This window comes from Actinoplanes sp. HUAS TT8, from assembly GCF_051380535.1.
GTDB lineage: Bacteria > Actinomycetota > Actinomycetes > Mycobacteriales > Micromonosporaceae > Actinoplanes.
Map to the genome: position 1 here is coordinate 8,073,575 of NZ_CP195646.1, position 19,588 is coordinate 8,093,162.

Consider the following 19,588-nt stretch of genomic DNA (forward strand, 5'->3'; position numbering starts at 1 on the left):
GCATGACCCGTTTCGTGCTGTTTGTCGCTTTGCTCCTGTCGGCCGGTCTGGCCGCCTGCGGTGACGACCAGACCCCCGGATCGCCCGCGCCCGCCCCCAGCGCCTCCTCGGCCCCCGTCGATGACCCGCCCGGGCTGCTCACCTGCCGGGCGCTGGCCACCGCGGTGCGCGAGGCGTCACTGATGCAGCCGGGCGTCATCCAGGGCATTGTCGCGGTCAGCGGCACGGCCGACGCCCCGGTCGCGGATGCCGCGACGGCGCTGGGTCAGGCGTACGCGAAAGCCTTGGCCTCTCATGAGACGCAGAGCGAGCCGGACGCGATCGCGGCGGTCAGTGCCGCCGCGGCCGACATGTCCCAGGTGTGCGCCGACAGCGGCCTGGACTCGGCCAACTGAGACCCCTCCGGGCTGAGACACCCGCCGGGCCGTCCCCGCCAGAGGCGGCCCGGCGGGGTCAGCTCGCGGTGAAGGCCCCCGTGACCTCCGCGTTCTGGTCCCCGGCCGAGCAGATCGCACCGTAGAGATCCGCGCCCGGGTCGCGTTTCCCGGCGGCGTGCTCGTACTGCGCGGCGAAGACGTACCTACCGGGCGCGAGGCGGCCGCCCGGCTTGAGCGTGTACCGGTAGATCAGCGCGTCCTTCTCCTCGGTCAGCGTGATCGTCATCATCTCGGCCGGGATCGTGCTCCAGTTCCCGGTGCTCTTCACGCCGTCGGTCCGCGCCACGCTGATCGCCAGGTCCAACGCGGTGATCTCCTGCGTGGTGGTGAGCGTCACGTCGCTCTGCGCCCAGGTCTCGGTCGAGTACGAGTTGATCACCCCGGTGGAGCTGACGAAGCCGGCCACCGGCTGGAACTTCGGCGGCGGCGGAGCCGAACTCGGCCTGTTGCCGGAACGCGCCGGCGGCGGAGCGTCAGCCGTGTGCCTGGACTTCCCGGTCGTCGCCGGCGTCGGCGAGGTGATCACCGGCAGCGGCGGCGTGCTGGTCGGGGCCACCGACGCCGGGCCGGTCGTCGCGGCCGGTGCCTTCCTCGGCTCGTCCCGGGTCAGCACCCGGATCCCGGCGAAACCGGTGACCAGGACGGCCACCACCGACGCGGCCGCGGCGACCGGGCGCAGGCCGGTGAACCCCGGGAAAGGGCGCGACGCTCGCACCGGCTCGGGAGCGAACCGGCGACGGTTGATCCGGTCGAACATCGCGTCGCCGTCCGGCACGTGCCGCTCGGCCTCCTGGCGCAGCACCGCACCCAGGTCCTCAGCCATCGTGGCCACCTCCCGTCATCAGCGGCATCCCCCGCAGGAACTCGCTCAGCTGGGCCGCACCCCGAGAGGTGTGGCTCTTCACCGCACCGACCGAGATCCCGAGAATCGAGGCGACCTCCTTCTCCGGCACGTCGAACGCGTACCGGAGGATGACGCACTCCCGGCGCCGGAGCGGCAGTCGAGCCAGCGCCGCGCGCACGTCCAGGATCGCCGGGGTATCGGTCTCGCCCCGGTCGCGGCGCAGCAGCCCGAGCCGCAGCAACCCGGCCCGCTCCCGGGTCTGCTTTTTGATCCACTGACGCGCCAGATTCGTCACGATGCCGCGGGCGTACGCGATCGGGCTGTCCGCCGCCTGCACCCGCTGCCAATGGCGCCACACCTCGACGAACGCGTCCGACGCCAGATCGTCGGCGACCTGCGTGTCCCCGGTGACGAGGTACGCCAGGCGCGACAGATCGGTGTGGTGTTCGTCGAAGAAACGCCTGAAGGCGCGTTCGTCGTCGTGCTCCGGCACGCGGCTCTTCCTGACCGTCGAGGGCCCGCAGGCCGACCGGGTTAGCTGATCTTCACCGAGTAGGCGCTGGTGTCGAGCTGCCCCGAGCCGGTGAAGACCTCGGTTCCGGCCTGCACGCTGGACAGGTACTTGGTCTTGTCGAGCCATCCCCGCCCCGCCAGGTCATTGGTGAAATCGGTCAGGTTCAGGTCGGCCGAGGTGGTGTTCGAGGTGCGCACGAACGAGTACACGTCCCAGCCGATGTTGCCCTTGTAGAGGTCCCAGGTCGTGCCGCCGACGGTCACAGTCGCCTGCTTCGTACCGACCGGGCCGGCCCCGCCGCTCTTGTACAGCCAGACCATGACCTCGTCGGTCGGCTGGTCCGACCAGTCGGCGTTCCCGATCTTGTGGAACCACAGGTCGTAGGAGACGTTCATGATGTTCGACGTCTTCTGGGTGACCGTGAAGTTCCAGCTCGCCTTGACCGCCTTACCGGCGCTCAACTGGACGGGCAGGCCGGTGCCGGTGGTCTTCCAGCCCCAGTGCCAGCCCAGGACCGCACTGGCATACGACTTGACCTTGGTGGTGTCGCCGGCCCAGGTCCAGCTGGTCCCCCAGCTGAGGTTGTCGCCGCTCAGGCCGTTCTCCCAGACGCATTGGGAGCCGGTGCCGTCGGCGCGGCCCCAGACGTTGTTGTTCACCCAGTACTTGCCGCGGACCAGGGCGGCGTAGTCGGTGCAGTTCTCGGCGCCCTTGGTGGCCGCCGGGGTGGCGCTTTTCGTCGGGCCGGCGCTTTGAGTCGCGCCGGCACTCGGGGTCGGGCTGACACTCTGGGTCGCGCTGGCGCTTTTTGTCGCGCTCGGGGACGTGGTCGCCGCGGTCGCCGCGGGGGACGTCGTGACAGCGGTCGCGCCGCAGGTCACGCCGTTGAGGGTGAACGCGCTGGGGATCGCGTTGGTCCCGCTCCAGGTGCCGCTGAAACCGAGAGCGACCGTGGCCCCGGCGGCGATACCCCGGTTCCAGCCGGCGTCGGTCACGACCACCTTCGCGCCGGTCTGGGTCCAGGTGCCGGCCCAACCGGAGGCAACCTTCTGTCCGGAGGGGAACGTGAACCCGAGGGTCCAGCCGTCGACCGCCGACGCACCGGTGTTGCGGACCCGCACATCACCGGTGAAACCCGAGTTCCACTGGCTGTTGACGGTGTAGGTGACGGCACAACCGACGGTCTCGGCGGCATCGGCGTTCAGAACACCGAAGACCGCGGCACCGGCGCCGATCGTCACGACCGCGAGCGGCACGACGAAACGCTTGGCGAGCATCAGGGGACTCCCGGGGGCAGGGATTTGCGTTGATCACCCACCCAGTGGTCCCGGCGACACGAAAGGTTGCGCGCTCCCCAAAAAATCTTTTCCGCCGTACGGATTCCTGACCGGCCCTCAGGACGGTGCGCGCACGAAAAAGGCCCGGTCCGAAGACCGAGCCTTTAGCGCTACATGGGGTGATCGACGGGACTTGAACCCGCGACCCCCTGGACCACAACCAAGGTCATTACGCCCAGCACGCCCTGCGTAGTGGCTGAATTCCCAGCTCAACTACTCTAGGCAGCCGATCAGAGACAGCGTCAGACCGTAGATCACAGACGCTGACCGCTCCCAAGTTGCTCCCACTTTGCTCCCACAACGCTCGACGAGTTGTGGGGGTCCCGGACGCCGCGTGCTCTTACGGCGCCGGGATCATCGGCTCAAGGGGCACATCAGCGACGCTAATGATCTGTCCCCGGCCGATGAATCGGCGGATGACGAGCATCCCAGCGTCGTGAACGTCCTGCCCCGCGTGGCTAGCGGAGGCCTCAGCGATCACCCAAGGCGTTAGATCCTGTTCGAAGGCGTCTACGGCGGTTTTCAGGACACAACTCTCTGTGGCTATCCCGCAAATGTAGATATCTTTCCAGCCCCTGTCGCGAACAAGTTGCGTTCCCTCCTCCGAGAAAAGGCTGTAGATAGTCTTGTCAAGGACGATAGATTCGTTCGCTAGCGCAACAAGTTCCGGAACGATATCGGTCTCAGGGGAGTCGCGAAGCTTCTCCCAATGAATCATACGCTCGAAAGGGCTTCCGGGATAGTTGAGGTAGCGCGTAAAAACAATTTCTCCCCCCTCACTCTTCCATCGGCTTGCCAGTCTTTCAATTACGGGAACCACTGGCGCCGAAGGAGGACGTATAAATCCGTTCTGGACATCAACGACCACAAGAACAGCGGATTTGGGAATCAAATTTCACCTCCGGCACTGTCGCGCAGCGCCTCGATGGATTGCGCGAGATGACTTTCGAGATCACATGTAGCCAGGATTGCATTTCTCATGGACCGATGTTGTTCGTTCTCCTGTGGCCTAGCGTTCGCGATCCGCGATCGAGCACCCCGCAGAAACCGCCATCCATATTCGGCCGGAACCACGGGATCGGAGCCGCGCTCAACGAGTCGATTCAGGTGATCCGAGTAAGCCCAGAGGGATTGGACCGCCAACTCGCAGTGCACTAGATCCTCCTCGGCCAAGGATCGTTGATATGCCACCGGGAAGTATACGACGCCTGACCACGAAGCGTAGGCAATTGATATTCCTTTAATGCCGAACGGCACTATACCAGCATGCTCGAACCCTTCCACCAAGAGAGTTCGCTCGACAAGTTCCGCGTGGCCCAGCGCATTCACAGGATCGATATCGCGCTCTAGAAGAACCTTCGGAACGGCGAGGATCTGCAGGGCCGCGTCTAGAGTTTCCCCGGACCACGGCGCTTCTTCGATCCAATACGCACTGAGGACGTATGCCGCTTCTATGTCATTGCGCTCCGCCAGTTCACGAATTTTCCCTGTAGCCCAGCCCATATTGTCCTTATACGACTGCACTCGCCAAACGCTAAGCGAAGCGATGTTTGGCAGTGCGAGATCTTCAACCAAATGGAATATTGCAATCCCAAAGGGCCAGACGTGTAGGTCACATTCCCCGTTGATGACATCTACAGGCATTACTCTACAGTCAAGCCAGTGTTTATCGTTGGCGACAGCTCGGGGATCATCGCGCAGACGCTCTGCCGACTCAACACCGATAAAGACTGGGATGAACTTATGCGATCGAACGACTAGACGTTGCTCCGCTGCAGGGTCTGCACCAATCCAACCGAATAGCTCCTGCGGCGTGGCTTCATAAGCAAGACAGTAAAGCTTACGGTAGGTATCGTCTCGAACTTGAACGCGCCCAGTTTCGTGCCTGTATAGAGATTTCTCCAGCGATTCGAGGTCAGGACAACCCGGCAAGTTGTCTTTCCATATTCGGTGCAGCTCGCGCGCGGCCCTCCGCCGAGACGTCCAGCCCCGCGCCTCACGCTTGGCGGTTAGAACCAAGTTGGGTTGAAGCTGCCGGCTGGCTCGGATCTTGTCCGTCACCTTGTCCGTGGACATGTCCCCTGTCCCCCCGTGTCCTTCTCTGTCGACTGCCACTGAGGCCCGCGTCACACCAAGGTGGAGACATGACCCAGACGGCAGATGGCATTCAGGTAGTGATCGCTCGCTTAGGGCCAGGCGCCGCCGGCGGAATCCCGTTTTCGCGTGCCAGCTTTCGAACATATGCGGAGGTAAACGGCGAGAGCCGTTCGACCTCCGTCGGGCCTACTCCTGCTCGGAGCGCAGCTAGGACGGCTTCGATCGCTGCGCGACGAGCGTCTTCGTGCGCCGTTTCCGTTCGCTCATAGCGGCGCGTCGCCGCAGCTAGAGCGGCTCTTTCATCGGTCATAACCAACAGAGTACCGCCACCCTCTTGCGCAACTCGTCGGCGAACCGCTACCTTGAAGCGCATCGGCAATTCGCTACTAAGAGTCGCTTCCAGGGTGGCGAATCCGCAGATCTAGCTACCGCTGGCCACGTGCCAATGCGGGTGTGACAGCGCCTCGTTTCGAGAAGCGATCTAACTCCATAGCGACAGACCTGATTCACAGGCGAAACCACAGGGCCGCGATGACCTCCCATCAACTGCCGGGAGCAAGCGGAAGCCGGAGCCGGGTGGACAGGGGAGTTTCAAGGGCTCGCAGCCTCCCTTCGAATAAGGCTGCCGCGCGCTGCTCTGGTCGGCGCATTCGATCTATTTTCGCTGGTCAGCGCGGCGTTAGCCGCTCGTGTTGGTGCCGCGCTGACCCATGACTTGGAGGAACAATCCCGTGAGGGACCACGACTACGACTACGACGCTGAGCCGCCCGTCGCCGATCTGGCGGCGATTGAGGATGCGGAACCGCTGATCGCTGCCGAGTTCGAGTGGGCGGTTGCTGAGGTTGCTCTGCTGGCCGCGGCCAGCCGGGGCCGGGCGACCGTGTTGGACGTTCGTCGGGTGCGGCGTGCCGAGCACGCGGTGATCCGTGAGACGTTCGCGCACGTCGCCAGGATGGCGCGGCCGGTCGCGCCGCGACGCGCGGCCTGATGGCGCGGGTCCGGGCCGCGTTCCGCGATCCGGAGGGCGCTCGGTATGGCATCCCTACCTTCTGGTGGCAGGGTGCCCCGCCCGGCTTTGCTACCCGCCGTCAACTGCGGAAACGCGGGCTCTGCCCCGGCGGTCAGCCGGTCGCCGCTCAGATTTTGTGGTGCGGCGTGGGCGGCACCCGAGCCGCCTACCTCTACCGCATCGACCTCGCCCGGCCGAAGCGCACCGCGAGCGCCGCACAGTTGCGAGCGCTCGACAAGGCGCTGACGGCCCGGCGCACCTGCTCGACCTGCCGGATCGTCCGGCCCTACTACATTCCGCGCTCGCTCGGCTGCTGCCTCAAGTGTGCGTGACCTGCCCTTATCCCTGCTCCGGAAGGAACAGCCGATGACCGCCACGACCGCCCCGAGCGCTTACCCGCGCACGGTCAATGACCTGATCCCGCACGCTCGCGACCTGGCCGACCAGCTCGGCGAGATCCCGAGCCGCAACAAGCTGATGGCGCACTTCAAGATTGGCGGACCGAAGGCGAAAGAGCTGCTGACCGCGCTCACGACCGCCCCGACCGCTCCCGAGCCGGTCGAGCCCGAGCCGCCCGCCGACCCGGTCCCGCCGGTCGAGCCGGTCGCCGAGCCCGCGGTGACCCGGCCGGCGCTTCCGCCGATCGATCCCGCGGACGAGATGGCGTGGGTCGGTATCGCCCGACCGCCCGCCGAGCCGGTCGAGCCGCTGGCTGCTGGCTATGACGGAGAGGTGCCGCCGCTGCCTTCGGCCGCCGATCACTGGGCGGCCATGGCCGAGGTCGCTGAGGCTCAGGCCGTGCTCACCGAGGCGTTCGGCCCGGGGCCCTGGCCCGCCGCGCCGGTCGCCGAGTCCGAGCCCGCTCCGAAGCGCCGCCGGCCGATCGTCTGGCCCGTGTTGATCCTCTGCCTGCCCGCTTTCGTCGCGATCTGGGGCGGCTGGGTCGAGATGGGCAGGCTGACCGGGTTCGGCATGGTCACGCTGCTGCCCGGCATCAGCAACTTCCAGATCAACACCGCGATCACGCTGCCGATCGGCGTCGAGACCTACGCCGCGTACGCGCTGTACGTGTGGCTGTCCGGCATGGTCACCGGCCCGGCGCTCAAGTTCGCCAAGTGGTCGGCGCTCGCGTCCCTCGCGCTCGGCGCGCTGGGCCAGGTCGCCTATCACCTGATGGCCGCCGCCGGCTGGCTGCACGCCCCGTGGCCGATCACCGCCGCTGTGGCCTGCATCCCGGTCGCGGTGCTCGGCATGGGCGCCGGTCTCGCACACCTGATGCACCGCTCGCACTGATTTCGCCCGGAGCGCGACCTCAACGGCCTGGAAACCACGGCCGCGCTCCGGTCCCCCCATCCAGTCACCAGACCTTCGGGAGGTCACCAGTATGGCAAGCAACCTGTTCGGACCGGGAACCCGCCGCGAGCGCTCTGCCGATGAGGTCGAAGCGGACCAGCGGCGGCGCCAGGCCGAGGCCGACCGCGCCGCCCGCGCCGAGGCCCGGCGTAACGGCCGCGACCGCCGCTCGATCGGGAACGGCGGTGGCCACTGATGGGCCGCAAGACCGGCGGGATGGTCGATTACGAGACCGGCCGCACCGGCACGGGCCGGATGCCGAAGGGCTCCATCGAGGACCCGGCGACGTTCCGGGAGAACCAGATCGCCCGCGCGGCCGGCGACGTCGCCGGCGCGGCCGGACGGGCGCTGCTGCGAGCCGTCACGCGTCGCAGGCCCTGACCGTTCTGACCGCTTCCGCCAGGACCGGCACAGCCGGTCCTGTGCGGTGGCCGCCAGATCGGCAGGCCAGGACGAGGAGATCCGATGTCCAGCAAGCGGTACGCCGTCATCAAGACCGACGACAACCTCAAGACCAGGCAGGTCGGCGCGGCCAGCAAGACCCCGGCCAAGGCCGAGGCGCTGCGTCAGCGCATGCGCGGCCAGCAGCCGCTCGGCGGCTCGGCCAGCTTCACCATCCGCGAGTCCCGCAAGACCCGCTAGTCCCGCCCGGCGGCACGGCACGGTTCCTAGGCCATCAGCCGTCCCGCCGGTCCCTCACCCCCGGTCAGCAGCGACCCACAAGGGAGAACACCACGATGACCCGGCCGGTCCCGAACACGATCACCGACCAGCAGATGGCCGACCTGCGGCGCCGCGCCGAGAAGGTCGCACCGCCGCTGCTCAGCAACGAGGCGACCCGTCGCCGTCTGGCCTCGTCCGCCCAGCAGGCCAAGGCCGACCGCAGCTGACACCAGCACGGCCACAACTGCTGACTACAACTTCCACTGATCTTTGCCCGGCGGCACGGCACGGTTCCTAGGCCATCAGCCGTGCCGCCGGTCCCTCACCCCTGCAAGTCCCTGCGAACTCTTGGGAGAGAGACCCTGATGTTGTCAGACCACACCCCCGCCGGGCGCGTGTTCCCCCGCCCGTGGGACACCCCCGCCCCCGGCTATCTGCCGGTGGACATCACGCCGCCCGAACTGACCGGCGCCGGGCTCGCCGCGAGCGTCGCCGAGGGCCGGGCCGAGCCCGCGCTGACCCCGACGGCCGTGACCGACTGGCCCGCCCGGCAGGCAACCGCGGTCGTCCCGTTCGACCTGGTCGACGGGATGCCGCGCAATCCGGCCGGCCGAACCGGCCGGGCCGGTCGCGACCTGGGCCGGTGGGGCGAGAACGCCGCCGCCGACGCGATCGTCATCGCCGGTCACGGCCCGGCCCGGTCGGTGCTGATGATCCTGCGCGGCGACTGCAGCCTGTGGGCGCTGCCCGGCGGCATGATCGAGCCGGGCGAGACGCCCCGGCAGGCCGCAGTGCGTGAACTCGCCGAGGAGACCGGGCTGGAGCTGGGCGGCCGAGTCGCCGTGCCGGTCTACGGCGGCGTGGTCGACGACCCGCGCAACAGCGACACGGCGTGGATCGCCACGACCGCGTTCCTGTTCCGCACCGGCCACCGGTACGCGGTCGCCGGGCATGACGACGCGATCGGCGCCCGCTGGATCCCGTTCAGCGACCTGCGGGCCCTGGCCCACGAGATGGACGGCTGCCAGGTCCTCTACCCGGCGCACATGCGGCTGCTCTACGCCGCGCACGACGCGCTCACCCGGATCGGGCAGTGACCGTCATGGGCGCGCCGACGCGCATCATGCCGATCGACGTCACGACCCCGGCCCGGATCGCCGCGCTGGCGCTGCGGGCGCTGGGACCGTCGGTTCACGCCGTGGCGAACACCCTCACCCTGGCCGGATACACCGGTCGCCCGGAGCAGCCGGGCGCGTGCCCGGTCGCCCGGTACCTGCTCGCGTCGGACCCGACGCTGACCGCCGTAGCGGTCGACGGCCGGACCGTACGGCTGGACCGCGCCGATGAGACCTGCTGGGTGACGCTGCCCTGGCCGGTCGAACGGTTCGTCTACCGGTTCGACACCGGTTTCTACCCGCAGTTGGTCGCTGCGACCGCTGACGCGTCGTCGCAGCGTGACCCCCTCGTATGCCCGGGCACGATCAACGCAACGGAGGACCGTCCGTGAGCGACAACCCGATCCCCAACCCTGAGGCGTTCGACCAGAACGCCGCCGAGCCCGACGTCGCGGACCGGCCCGATGCTGAGGTGCTGGATCTGGACACGGCCCGCGCCCGCAAGGCCGAGACCGAATCGAGCGGCACCCACTACACGGTCGCGCTCGACGATGAGCCGACTCCCGGCGGTGCGGTGGTGGATCCGCCGCCGACCGGGTCCGGTGGCCGGATCCCGATCGTGCCGGTCGGCTGGAACACCTGGCCCAACATCAAGCACAGCGCGCGGCAGGCCGCCGCGATCGGCGCGTACCGGCTCGGGTTTCACGCGCTGCGCTCGCCCTGGTACGCGGTGCTCGCCGCGTTCTGGTCGTTCATCGGCCTGTTCCGGCTGATCGGCCGTCAGATCAAGTGGTGGTGGGTGACCGAGCAGTACGGGCTGCGGCAGGCCGCCGCCGACGCCAACGACCCCGGGATGTGGCTCAAGCTGCACCGCGAAGTCAAGGCCACTCGCACGTGGCGCGGCATCGTGCTGCTCGCCGGGCTGCTCACCCTGGTGATCGGCGGGCCGGTCCTGTACGCGACCGCGCCGACCTGGGCGCTGCTGCTGATCGGCGCCGGGATGGTGACGTTCCTCGCGCACATCGGCCATCCTGACGACAAACCGATCATCCGGCCCGCGACCGTGGCCGGCCGATTCCGGCGCATCGACCCGGACATCATCCTGCGGGCGTACTACGCCGCCGGGCTCGGCAACCCCGACCGGCCGCGCCAGCAGGTCGAGTTCGGCTCGACGATGGCCCGCGACGCGGCGAACACCGGCTCACAGGTCACGATCGATCTGCCGTACGGCAAGACGTTCGACGACGTGATCAAGGCCAAGGGTGCGATCGCGTCTGGCCTGGACGTGTCGATCAACCAGGTGTACATCACCCGCGATCCCAGCTCGCACCGTCGGCACGTGCTGTTCGTCGCCGACCGCGACCCTCTGGCCATCCCGGCCGGGCGTACACCGCTGCTGGACGGCAAGCCCCGCGACATCTGGCAGCCCGCCCCCTTCGGCAAGGACGAACGAGACCGCAACGTCGGCCTGCTGATGATGTGGATCAGCGTCCTCGTGGGTGCTCAGCCGCGTAAGGGCAAGACGTTCGCGACCAGGTTGCTGGCCCTGTACGCCGCGCTCGACCCGTACACGGTGCTGCTGCTGGCCGACGGGAAGATGTCGGCCGACTGGGAGAAGTTCCGGCTGATCGCGCACCGGTTCGTGTGCGGTGTGGTCCCCAACAGCCGCGACAACGACCCGATCGAGCACCTCCTCGAAATGCTGCGGGAGATCAAGATGCACATCGAGGACGTCAACGACTTCCTCGCCTCGCTGCCGACCTCCGAATGCCCGGAGGGCAAGCTCACCCGCGAGCTGTCGCGCAAGTACCCGCTGCTGCGGGTGTGGGTGCTGGTCATGGAGGAGTTCCAGACCTACTTCGAGACCGACGATCAGGACATCAACAAGGAGATCGCCGCGCTGCTGGCGTTCATCATGGCCGTCGGCCCGTCCGCCGGTGTCATCATCCTGTCGTCGTCGCAGAAACCGTCCGGGGTCGGCGCGGGCGACGTGGGCCGGCTGTTCAACCGCTACCGCGACAACCACGGTGTGCGGTTCGCGCTGCGCTGCGGCAACCGGATCGTCAGTGAGGCCGTGCTCGGCGGCGACGCCTACGCCGAAGGCTTCGACGCGTCCGCGCTGCCCAACGGCGCCAACTACCGGGGCGTCGGCATCCTCTACGGCCACAGCGACGACACCGCCACCGTGCGCACGTACCTGGCCGACCACGAGGACGCCGAGCGGATCCTGACCGCCGCGCGGCGCCACCGCGAGGCGGCCGGCACCCTCACCGGCGACGCGGCCGGGGAGAAGATCGTCCGCGAGCTTCGCGACTCGCTCGCCGACGTGCGCGGCGTGTTCCTGCCCGGCGAGAACGGCTTGCACTGGGCCGTGATCGCCGCCCGGCTCGCCGAGCGGCTGCCCGAGCACTACGCCGACGCGACACCCGAAGCGATCTCGGCACTGCTCCGCGAGCATGTACCGAGCGTGGTCGTCAAGGTCAAAGGTGAAGCGGCGCGAGGCTGCCGCGCGGCCGATATCGACACCGCGATCGGCCGCCGCAAAGCCGCCTGACCGGTTACGCCGCCCCCGTTACCGGTAACGCTCGCGTTACCCCACCCGTTACCGGCCTGGTCAGGCGATACACCGGCCGGTAACGGGTAACGGCGGCACCCCTCCTACCTGCGAAAACCGCCCTGGAGGCACTTCCATGCCCGCCCTCGCCGTTACCGTCACCCCCGCCGATGATCACTTCGGTGCACTCGTCGGACTGCTTTTCATCATCACCATGTTGGTCACGCTCGGTTACGCGTTCGGCTGCTGGCTCTGGCCGTTCGGCGCCTGCCGCAAGTGCCACGGCACCGGCAAACGCCGCTCACCGTTCGGCCGCGCGTTCGGCAACTGCCGCCGCTGCGGCGGCGACGGCCGCCGACTGCGCATCGGCCGCCGCATCATCAACAACTTGCGCGAGCTGCACGACAAGGGCACCCGATGACGGCCCGGACCATGGCCCGTTTCCAACGGGCCGAGACACCACACGCCGACTGGTGTGCGCGTGACCACACCTGCGGTCTGGCCGAGCACCGCGGCCACCCGATCGCCGTGCGCCCGCCGACCGGCGGACGGGCGATCGTGACCCGCGTCCGTGCCGGTGACCGCGACTACGCCGAGGTCACTCTGCGGGTACCGCTGCACCGCGGCGACGCCCTCGCCCGGCGCCAGCTCGACACCGTCCTGACCCACCTGCACGGCCTGTTCGCCGCCGTCGCCGCCCTGCGGCCCGCCGCGGTCGGATCCCGCACCGCACGCCCCGCCCTCGACCGGAGGCCCGCCGCATGAACCCCCGCACCCTCATCCACACCCTGATCCGCGTCCGCAACCTGCGGGCAAGCATCGCCTGGCTCAACGCCGAGCAGGACGGCGCCGCCAACGAAGCTCTGATCGCCGAGCAGGTCGCCGAACGCTGCGACGAACTCGCCGACCTGCTCGATACCTCCCGGCTGATCCGCACCCTGACCCGCTCACGCAACCCCGGCCGGCTGCGCTTCGAAGCCAACCGGCGCCGGGCCGAGGCTCGCGCGCTCCGCGGCGGGAGGGCCGAGGTATGAACTGGAACGACATCGGCCGATCGCTCCTAAGCGGACGGACGACGGGTCGCGCTCTGGAAACGATCGACCGGCCGTTGCTGGTGGCGTGATGGGCGCCGACCTGCTCGGCTCCGCATTCGGTCCGGTCCGGGCCGCGCTGATCGCCCTGGCCGACGAAGGCGGCCTGCCCGTCGGGCGTGGCCCGGACTTCTACGGCGCTGCGATGGCCGCGGCTCTGTCCACCGGCACCATCGGCAGCACGCTGCACGCCGCCGGCGAGTACATCACCGCCCACGGCTGGCATCGCGGCTACCTGTACGACGAGCACCGCACCTGCTCACGTGGCTGCGTGGTGCACCGCACCGGCCTGTACCGGGCGTCGATCGTCGGCGCGATCCGGGCCGCGCTGATCGGCCGCCCGAAATGGGATCTCGGCACCGTGCCCAAACAGGTGCGGGCCGAGATCGCCGCGGCCTACGAAGCAACGACCGGGCACCTCAACGAACACCTGATCAACGTCGGCGCCCGCGGTCTGCAGGCACCGGCACTGATGTGGCAGGCCGAGCCGGGACGCACTGCGATCGACGTGATCGCCGCGCTGCGTGCCGCCGCGGCCACCGCCGACCCGGCGTACTTCCCGGATCTCGGCCGGGCCGAGGTCGTCGATCTGGCCACCTTCCGCAGCACCCGCCGCCCGGCGGCCTGACTGCGCCGATCTTGAAAGGTTCATGCTCATGCCCGACCTACTCACGGTCGCTCTCGGCCACGCCGAGCGAGGCTGGCACGTCTTCCCGCTCGTCCCGGACAGCAAACGCCCCGTGATCGACAAGTGGGAGCAGCGCGCCACCCTCGACCCGGCCCGGATCCGCCGGGCCTGGTCGATGGCGCCGTTCGGTATCGGTATCGCCTGCGGCCCGTCCGGGCTGCTGGTCATCGACCTTGACATGCGCAAACCCGGCCAGATCGCGCCGGACGGGCACGCCGAGTGCCGGCACGGCGACGACACCCTGATCGCACTCTGCAAACGGGAGGGACAACCGACGCCGACAACCGCATACGCCGTCGGGACCGGCGGCGGCGGTGCTCACCTGTACTTCCTGCAGCCACAGAACGGTCTGGCGCTGCGTAACACGCAGGGGCGGATCGGCTGGCTGATCGACACCCGCGGACACGGCGGCTACGTCGTCGCCGCGGGCAGCACCGTCGCCGGGAAGCGGTACCAGCTGTTCATCGACGACGGCATGCCGGGCGAGGTGCCGGGCTGGCTCGCCGAGCGTGCCCGGCCGATCGAGCCGCTGCACCCAGTCGGGTCGCCGCGGGTGATCGGTCTGCCGACCGGGCGGCGCGGCGCTTACCTGCGGGCCGCGGTCGATCGGACCCTGACCAAGCTGGGGGAGGCGCACGAGGGCGGCCGGAACGCGGCGCTGTTCATGGCAGCGCAGACCCTCGGCCAGCTGGTCGCCGGCGGCGAACTTGCCGAGGAGACCGTGACCACAGCCCTGACCGACGCCGCCCAACAGATCGGCCTGCGAGAGCGCGAGATCACCGGCACGATCCGATCGGGGCTGAGGGCCGGGGCGCGGCGGCCACGGACGGTCCGGATCGGCGAGACGGAGCAGGGCCGATGAGTGCCCCGGTCGAAGCCGGGCAGCGGCGGGTCAAGGTCGGCACCGGGCCGGAGACGATCCGCACCCTCAAACGCGAGCTGACCACCGGCCTGCTGCCGGACACCTACGTGTCCGGCGGCGCCCTGGTCTACATGGAAACCGTGTCCGGCGGGCTGACCGGCGCGGCCGACGAGGACTCGCCGTTGCCGGTCAACGCCAGCACCATCCAGCCCGCCGGCCTGGCCGGCCTGCTCGCCGAGCACGCGCACGTCTACCGCAAGAAGGTCCGCAAAGGCGCGGACGGCGAGGTGGAAACCTACGACGAGGAATGCACCCCGCCCCGCGAGGTGCTGGCCGCCGTGCTGACCGGCAAGACCTGGCCCAACGTGCCCGCGCTACGCGGCATCATCGGCGCCCCGGTCCTGCGACGCGACGGCACCCTGTTGCAGGCCCCCGGCTACGACCCGGCCACCGGCCTGTACCTCGCCTCCAAAGTCGATCTGCCGCCCGTCCCGGAGGCGCCGACCGGCGAGCAGGTCGCCGCGGCCCGCACGTTCCTGCTCGACCGGTTCCTGCGGGACTTCCCATGGTCCGGACCGGCGGACCGGGCGAACTACCTCGCGCTGCTGGCCACGCCGATCCTGCGGCACTTCACCCGCAGCCTGACCCCGTTCGCGCTGGTCGACGCGACCATGCCCGCCAGCGGAAAGACGATCCTGACCGCCGGGCCGGGAATGCTCTACGGCCAGCGGGTCATGCCCTGGGCATACGCCGAGGAAGAACTCCGCAAATCGATCACGGCCGTGCTGGCCGAGCAGGTCGGCGTGGTCATCTGGGACAACCTGGCCGAGGGCACCGTCATCGACTCGGCCGTGCTCGCCCAGCTGGTCACCTCCGGTGTGTGGTCGGATCGGCAACTCGGCGCGTCGCGCAACGTCGCCACCGTCAACGACCGGCTGTGGATGGCCACCGGCAACAACCTGCAGGTCGGCGGCGACATGGCCTCCCGCACCGTCCGGGTACACCTCGATCCGAACATGCCCCGGCCGGAATCGCGCGATCAGTCCGGGTTCGGAATCCCGCACCTCGATCAGTGGATCACCGTCCCCGCCAATCAGCTCACCGTGCTGTGGCACCTGCTCGTGCTGGTCCTCGACTGGACACGCGTCGGCGCGGCCCGGGCGATCGGGGTATCCATGCGCCAGTTCACGCCGTGGGCACAGGCACTCGGCGGGTTCCTAGCCCACCACGGGATCGAGGGATTCCTGACCAACATCGCCGACGTGCGGGGAGTCGATGAAGACGAAACCCGCTGGCGCGGGTTCCTGTCCTGCTGGCATGAGCGCTACGGCACCACGCCGGTAACTGCCGCCGAGCTACGCCGTGGCGCCGAACCGGTCGTCATCGGCGGGGATGTCAGCGATCCGTGGGACGGGCAGTTCATCACCACCCCGACCGGCAAGCTGCCCAACGCCGTCGTACTCGGCCGGATGCTGACCGGACAAAACGGCAGGTGGCGCGGGGACTACGTGATCCGCGCCGCCAAGTCCGAACGCGGGGACCGGGCCGTCTTCACCGTCGAGCACCACAGCGACTAGGTCCAATCCGCTGAAACATCTCCGCATCTCCGCACTGCCCTCCCCACAGTGGCAGCTACCAGGAGAAACAGGCTGCGGAGATGCCGAGTGCCGAATCTCCGCACATCTCCGCATCTCCGCACGATCAAGGGTCTTCAAGGTCATGCGGAGATGCGGAGATGTGCGGAGATGCGATCCGACCATCTCCGCAGCACAAAACCGCAGGTCAACCGCACTGCTGCGGAGATGCGGAGATGTTTCAGCCAATCCAGCCCCACAAAACCACCGCGACCGAACCGAGCCGCTGAGAGCCACAGAGCCGATTCCATGCATGGCTTACCCCTCCCACAGCGGAGATCTTGGCCCCACGGCGCTCTCAGCGGGGCCGCTGTACGGCTCGCAGCCACACCGCACCTTCAACCGTCCTGCAACACCCTTCATGAGCGGAACGGGCGCCACCGGGCCGCTCCGCAGGTTCCCGACGCGTCTCCAGGAGGCCGCATGACCCCGCCGCCACGGGATATTGCCGGACTTGTCCCGACCGTTTTCACCATTGAAGAAGCCGCCGAGATCCTCCGCGTCAAGAGAAGTTGGCTGGAGAAAAAGGCCGCTTCCAACCTCATCCCGTTTTCGATGCTTGGCGGAAGTTACCACTTCTCGTCAGACCACCTCTGGCAAATCCTTTTCAGGTTCGAGGAGATGCCCGCCGAGGTCAACGAGCAGGTCCTCCCGGCCGTTCCGATTGCGCGACAGCGGCGGCACGATCCGAGCAGATCGATTGACCCGCAGATTGTTCCCCTTCGCCCGCGTTCCCGCCGCCTTCCCGGCCGGAAAGATCTGGCCGCTTAATCGCTTTCTCAATCCAACAGGAGGTTCATTTATGGCATTCGCAGAAAAGCGCGGAAGGTTCTATCGCGCCCGGTGGCGCAACCCGGATGGGAAGCTCGAATTGCGGTCAGGGTTCGAGACGGAGAAAGCCGCACTAGAATACGGCCGGGACCAAGAGGCAGCGATTCGCGGGGGTCGGTACGTCGACCCCCGCGGTGGGCGGATGACCCTCACCGAGTGGGTCAATAGGTGGTTCCCGGCGCTCGACCTCGAACCCAGCACGCTCGACAACTATCGCTACCTGCTCGAAGTGTTCGTCCTTCCCAAGTTCGGCAAGCACACCTTGCAGTCCTTGACGAACGAGGAGATCTCTCGATGGGAAAAAGAGATGGTCGGCGCCCAGTTCTCCAAGAAAACGGCATCCAGCGCACGAGCCGCCCTGTCGTCGGCATTAGCCGATGCGGTCCCGCGATACATCCCACTGAACCCCGCAGCCAAGAGCAAAGGAAAAGGCCGGAAGGGCGGAAGCCGGATCGAGCGTGTCGAGAAGGCCAGCAAGGTATGGGCGTCTCCGCTGCAAGTGCTGCTGATCGCCGAACGGGCTGCGGTCATTGCTGGATCAGATGCCGTCTTCGTCACTGACATCACCATTGCCTACACCGGATGCCGATGGGGTGAGGCGCTGGGCCTTCCCCCTGATCTGGTCTACGGTGAAGCGATCGACCTTCACTGGAAGCTGTACGAACTCAACGGCCGTTTCTACCGTGGCCGGCCTAAGGACGGGTCCATGCGAACGGTGGCAACTCCGCCGTTCCTCAACCAGATGCTTAAAGCTCACCTGTCATCAGGAGTTTCGCTTCGGTGCCCGTGCGTTGCCCGGCCCGATGACACCGGCATTCCCTGGTGCACCGGTGGTGACTACGCGCTGCTGAGCCCAGAGGGTGCGCACTTTCGGCGGTCGAATTTCAGCGAGAGGCTGTTCCGGCCGGCTGCTGATGGCTGGCATCCGGAGTGCTCGCCGCGCCGCACCCGCCGACCGGTCCTTGTCGATCACCAGCATCCGTGGCCGGGAAAACCCATCCCGGCATGGCCAGCCGCCGAGCCAGGCCAGCCATACGTGCCGCCACAGGGCCGTGGCCGCCCACGGGTAACCGATGACTCACGCCTCGCCTGCTGGCTACCGGTCTGCCCCGGCCTGACCCCGCACGGACAGCGACACGGCTACCACACGTGGCTGGATGAGGACGGCATCCCCTACGTCGCGCAGTCACAGCAGATGGGCCACGACGTGCCGGGCATGCGCGGCATCTACAACCACGTCACCGACCGGATGCTGACCGAGATCCGGGAGGCGCTGCAACGGCGCTGGATCGAGTCACTGCGGGCACGGGCCGCCCTGTCCCCCACCTCGCCCGTTCCGTCGCTGAACGCCGCACTGAAGGCGCTCTCCGGTCCACCCCGAGCGCTCCCGCTGGGAGGCTTCGCTCCCATTCTGCTCCCAAATTCGGACATCTGAAAAAGGCAGAGGCCTGACCGCTTTCGCGATCAGGCCTCTGACCTGCACTTCACATGGGGTGATCGACGGGACTTGAACCCGCGACCCCCTGGACCACAACCAGGTGCTCTACCAGCTGAGCTACGACCACCATGTCCGCGGAGGAGAACCGTCCCCCGTGGTGCCGGTCAATCATAGCCACAAGCTCCCGGGGTTCGTCGACCGGGTTACCGCAGGCGTGTCAGAGCTCGGCGGCGACCGCCTTGGCGGCCTCCACATCCGGGCCCGGCTGCGGGACGAAGACGGTGCGGCGGTAATACTCCAGCTCGCGGATGCTCTCCTTGATGTCGGCCAGCGCCCGGTGGGACAGGCCCTTGGCCGGCTGACCGAAATACACCCGCGGGTACCACCGGCGGGTCAGCTCCTTGATCGAGGAGACGTCGATCATGCGGTAGTGCAGGTGGGCGTCGAGCGCCGGCATGTCACGAGCCAGGAAGCCCCGGTCGGTCGCGATCGAGTTGCCACAGAGGGGCGCGGTGCGCGGGTTGGGGACGTGCTCCTTGATGTACGCCAGGATGATCTCCTCGGCCTCACCCATGGTGAGGACCGAGCGGCGCACCTCCTCGGTCAGCCCCGACTTGGCGTGCATGTCACGCACCACCGGCGGCATCGCGTCGAGCGCCGCGTCGTCGGCGTGAATGACCAGGTCGACGCCCTCGCCGAGCACGTTGAGTTCAGGATCGGTGACCAGCGCCGCGACCTCGATGAGCTTGTCCTTGCCCAGGTCGAGACCGGTCATCTCACAGTCGATCCACACCAGAAGATCCGCCACTCGGACAGCGTACGCCGAGAGCGAGGCGGTTGTTCGATGCGAGTGTCACCACAGCGAACATTCACATCGTTTGTCCGCTTTAGTGGGATGACTTCCCCGTTGGCCGATTGGGCGGGTAAAGTGAACTTAACGGACGAAGCCCCCCTTCGGTTACTCCGTTTCCCCCGGTAAAGGGCCCTCCGTGTCGGCAGCGCGGAGGGTCCTTTCGGGTTCGCCCTGCCCAACGAGCATGCAGCGCGGCGGGGACTGCCCCGAATCACCCGCACTGCCCCGGCAACAGCGAAGGCCGCCCTCTCGGGCGGCCTTCGTCGT

25 protein-coding genes and 1 tRNA gene are annotated in these 19,588 nt (G+C 68.0%); 19 read left to right on the forward strand and 7 right to left on the reverse strand.

Translation table 11 applies throughout. The features are described from left to right. The first annotated feature begins 2 nt into the window (after window positions 1-2). On the forward strand, window positions 3-395 hold the full coding sequence (locus ACSHV8_RS35705) for a hypothetical protein (RefSeq protein WP_436523134.1): 393 nt from the start codon (window positions 3-5) through the stop codon (window positions 393-395). A gap of 58 nt (window positions 396-453) precedes the next feature. On the opposite strand, the gene ACSHV8_RS35710 is transcribed toward ACSHV8_RS35705, so the two are convergent. From ACSHV8_RS35710 to ACSHV8_RS35730, 5 genes are all read right to left on the reverse strand, one after another. After that, window positions 454-1,260: a hypothetical protein gene (locus ACSHV8_RS35710; RefSeq protein WP_436523135.1), complete on the reverse strand. Its 807-nt coding sequence runs from the start codon at window positions 1,258-1,260 to the stop codon at window positions 454-456. After that, entirely contained in the window at window positions 1,253-1,774 is a 522-nt protein-coding gene (locus ACSHV8_RS35715) for a SigE family RNA polymerase sigma factor (protein WP_436523137.1), read from the reverse strand. The genes ACSHV8_RS35710 and ACSHV8_RS35715 overlap by 8 nt, the downstream gene beginning before the upstream one ends. 41 nt (window positions 1,775-1,815) lie before the next feature. Then, on the reverse strand, window positions 1,816-3,072 hold the full coding sequence (locus tag ACSHV8_RS35720; RefSeq protein ID WP_436523139.1) for a GH12 family glycosyl hydrolase domain-containing protein: 1,257 nt from the start codon (window positions 3,070-3,072) through the stop codon (window positions 1,816-1,818). Between the two features lie 400 nt (window positions 3,073-3,472). Beyond that, entirely contained in the window at window positions 3,473-4,000 is a 528-nt protein-coding gene (locus tag ACSHV8_RS35725; RefSeq protein WP_436523141.1) for a cysteine hydrolase family protein, read from the reverse strand. Between the two features lie 20 nt (window positions 4,001-4,020). Then, entirely contained in the window at window positions 4,021-5,208 is a 1,188-nt protein-coding gene (locus ACSHV8_RS35730; RefSeq protein WP_436523143.1) for a hypothetical protein, read from the reverse strand. A gap of 752 nt (window positions 5,209-5,960) precedes the next feature. On the opposite strand from ACSHV8_RS35730, the gene ACSHV8_RS35735 reads away from it, so the two are divergent. The 18 genes from ACSHV8_RS35735 to ACSHV8_RS35820 all read left to right on the forward strand — a co-directional run bounded on the left by ACSHV8_RS35735 (window position 5,961) and on the right by ACSHV8_RS35820 (window position 18,465). Beyond that, window positions 5,961-6,218: a DUF6284 family protein gene (locus ACSHV8_RS35735; RefSeq protein WP_436523145.1), complete on the forward strand. Its 258-nt coding sequence runs from the start codon at window positions 5,961-5,963 to the stop codon at window positions 6,216-6,218. Next, a complete protein-coding gene (locus tag ACSHV8_RS35740) occupies window positions 6,218-6,571 on the forward strand; it encodes an RRQRL motif-containing zinc-binding protein (protein WP_436523147.1) in 354 nt (117 codons plus the stop codon). Before ACSHV8_RS35735 ends, ACSHV8_RS35740 begins: the two co-directional genes overlap by 1 nt. Before the next feature lie 34 nt (window positions 6,572-6,605). Beyond that, window positions 6,606-7,532, forward strand: coding sequence for an ABC transporter permease (locus ACSHV8_RS35745; RefSeq protein WP_436523149.1), 927 nt, complete (start codon window positions 6,606-6,608; stop codon window positions 7,530-7,532). A gap of 91 nt (window positions 7,533-7,623) precedes the next feature. Next, window positions 7,624-7,788, forward strand: a complete 165-nt coding sequence (locus tag ACSHV8_RS35750; protein ID WP_436523151.1) for a hypothetical protein — start codon at window positions 7,624-7,626, stop codon at window positions 7,786-7,788. After that, window positions 7,788-7,973 (forward strand): hypothetical protein, encoded by a 186-nt coding sequence (locus ACSHV8_RS35755; protein WP_436523153.1) that lies wholly within the window; start codon window positions 7,788-7,790, stop codon window positions 7,971-7,973. The genes ACSHV8_RS35750 and ACSHV8_RS35755 overlap by 1 nt, the downstream gene beginning before the upstream one ends. An 84-nt stretch (window positions 7,974-8,057) precedes the next feature. Further along, entirely contained in the window at window positions 8,058-8,234 is a 177-nt protein-coding gene (locus ACSHV8_RS35760) for a hypothetical protein (protein WP_436523155.1), read from the forward strand. A 95-nt stretch (window positions 8,235-8,329) separates the two neighbouring features. Further along, window positions 8,330-8,482 carry a hypothetical protein gene (locus tag ACSHV8_RS35765; protein ID WP_436523157.1) on the forward strand — a complete coding sequence of 51 codons (153 nt, stop codon included), beginning with the start codon at window positions 8,330-8,332 and terminating at the stop codon, window positions 8,480-8,482. A 138-nt stretch (window positions 8,483-8,620) separates the two neighbouring features. Then, complete coding sequence (locus ACSHV8_RS35770) at window positions 8,621-9,352, forward strand: NUDIX domain-containing protein (RefSeq protein WP_436523159.1); 732 nt, start codon at window positions 8,621-8,623, stop codon at window positions 9,350-9,352. Then, window positions 9,349-9,762, forward strand: coding sequence for a hypothetical protein (locus ACSHV8_RS35775; protein WP_436523161.1), 414 nt, complete (start codon window positions 9,349-9,351; stop codon window positions 9,760-9,762). The genes ACSHV8_RS35770 and ACSHV8_RS35775 overlap by 4 nt, the downstream gene beginning before the upstream one ends. After that, entirely contained in the window at window positions 9,759-11,924 is a 2,166-nt protein-coding gene (locus ACSHV8_RS35780) for a cell division protein FtsK (protein WP_436523163.1), read from the forward strand. Before ACSHV8_RS35775 ends, ACSHV8_RS35780 begins: the two co-directional genes overlap by 4 nt. 136 nt (window positions 11,925-12,060) lie before the next feature. Continuing rightward, window positions 12,061-12,345, forward strand: coding sequence for a hypothetical protein (locus tag ACSHV8_RS35785; protein WP_436523165.1), 285 nt, complete (start codon window positions 12,061-12,063; stop codon window positions 12,343-12,345). Further along, the gene (locus tag ACSHV8_RS35790; protein ID WP_436523167.1) at window positions 12,342-12,689 is read left to right on the forward strand and encodes a hypothetical protein; all 348 of its coding nucleotides are present in this window, start codon (window positions 12,342-12,344) and stop codon (window positions 12,687-12,689) included. The genes ACSHV8_RS35785 and ACSHV8_RS35790 overlap by 4 nt, the downstream gene beginning before the upstream one ends. Beyond that, entirely contained in the window at window positions 12,686-12,958 is a 273-nt protein-coding gene (locus tag ACSHV8_RS35795) for a hypothetical protein (protein WP_436523169.1), read from the forward strand. Before ACSHV8_RS35790 ends, ACSHV8_RS35795 begins: the two co-directional genes overlap by 4 nt. An 88-nt stretch (window positions 12,959-13,046) precedes the next feature. After that, complete coding sequence (locus ACSHV8_RS35800) at window positions 13,047-13,643, forward strand: DUF6197 family protein (protein WP_436523171.1); 597 nt, start codon at window positions 13,047-13,049, stop codon at window positions 13,641-13,643. Window positions 13,644-13,671: 28 nt separating this feature from the next. Beyond that, a complete protein-coding gene (locus ACSHV8_RS35805; RefSeq protein ID WP_436523173.1) occupies window positions 13,672-14,565 on the forward strand; it encodes a bifunctional DNA primase/polymerase in 894 nt (297 codons plus the stop codon). After that, window positions 14,562-16,142 carry a hypothetical protein gene (locus tag ACSHV8_RS35810; RefSeq protein ID WP_436523175.1) on the forward strand — a complete coding sequence of 527 codons (1,581 nt, stop codon included), beginning with the start codon at window positions 14,562-14,564 and terminating at the stop codon, window positions 16,140-16,142. The genes ACSHV8_RS35805 and ACSHV8_RS35810 overlap by 4 nt, the downstream gene beginning before the upstream one ends. A gap of 480 nt (window positions 16,143-16,622) precedes the next feature. Further along, window positions 16,623-16,970 (forward strand): helix-turn-helix domain-containing protein, encoded by a 348-nt coding sequence (locus ACSHV8_RS35815; RefSeq protein ID WP_436523177.1) that lies wholly within the window; start codon window positions 16,623-16,625, stop codon window positions 16,968-16,970. A 202-nt stretch (window positions 16,971-17,172) separates the two neighbouring features. Continuing rightward, a complete protein-coding gene (locus ACSHV8_RS35820) occupies window positions 17,173-18,465 on the forward strand; it encodes a hypothetical protein (RefSeq protein WP_436523179.1) in 1,293 nt (430 codons plus the stop codon). Between the two features lie 54 nt (window positions 18,466-18,519). Here ACSHV8_RS35820 and ACSHV8_RS35825 read toward each other — a convergent pair. Together ACSHV8_RS35825 and orn are read right to left on the reverse strand one after the other, a co-directional pair. Continuing rightward, window positions 18,520-18,595: transfer RNA gene (locus tag ACSHV8_RS35825), tRNA-His, on the reverse strand. A 90-nt stretch (window positions 18,596-18,685) separates the two neighbouring features. Next, window positions 18,686-19,276, reverse strand: a complete 591-nt coding sequence (gene orn / locus ACSHV8_RS35830) for an oligoribonuclease (protein ID WP_436523181.1) — start codon at window positions 19,274-19,276, stop codon at window positions 18,686-18,688. Window positions 19,277-19,588: the final 312 nt, after the last annotated feature.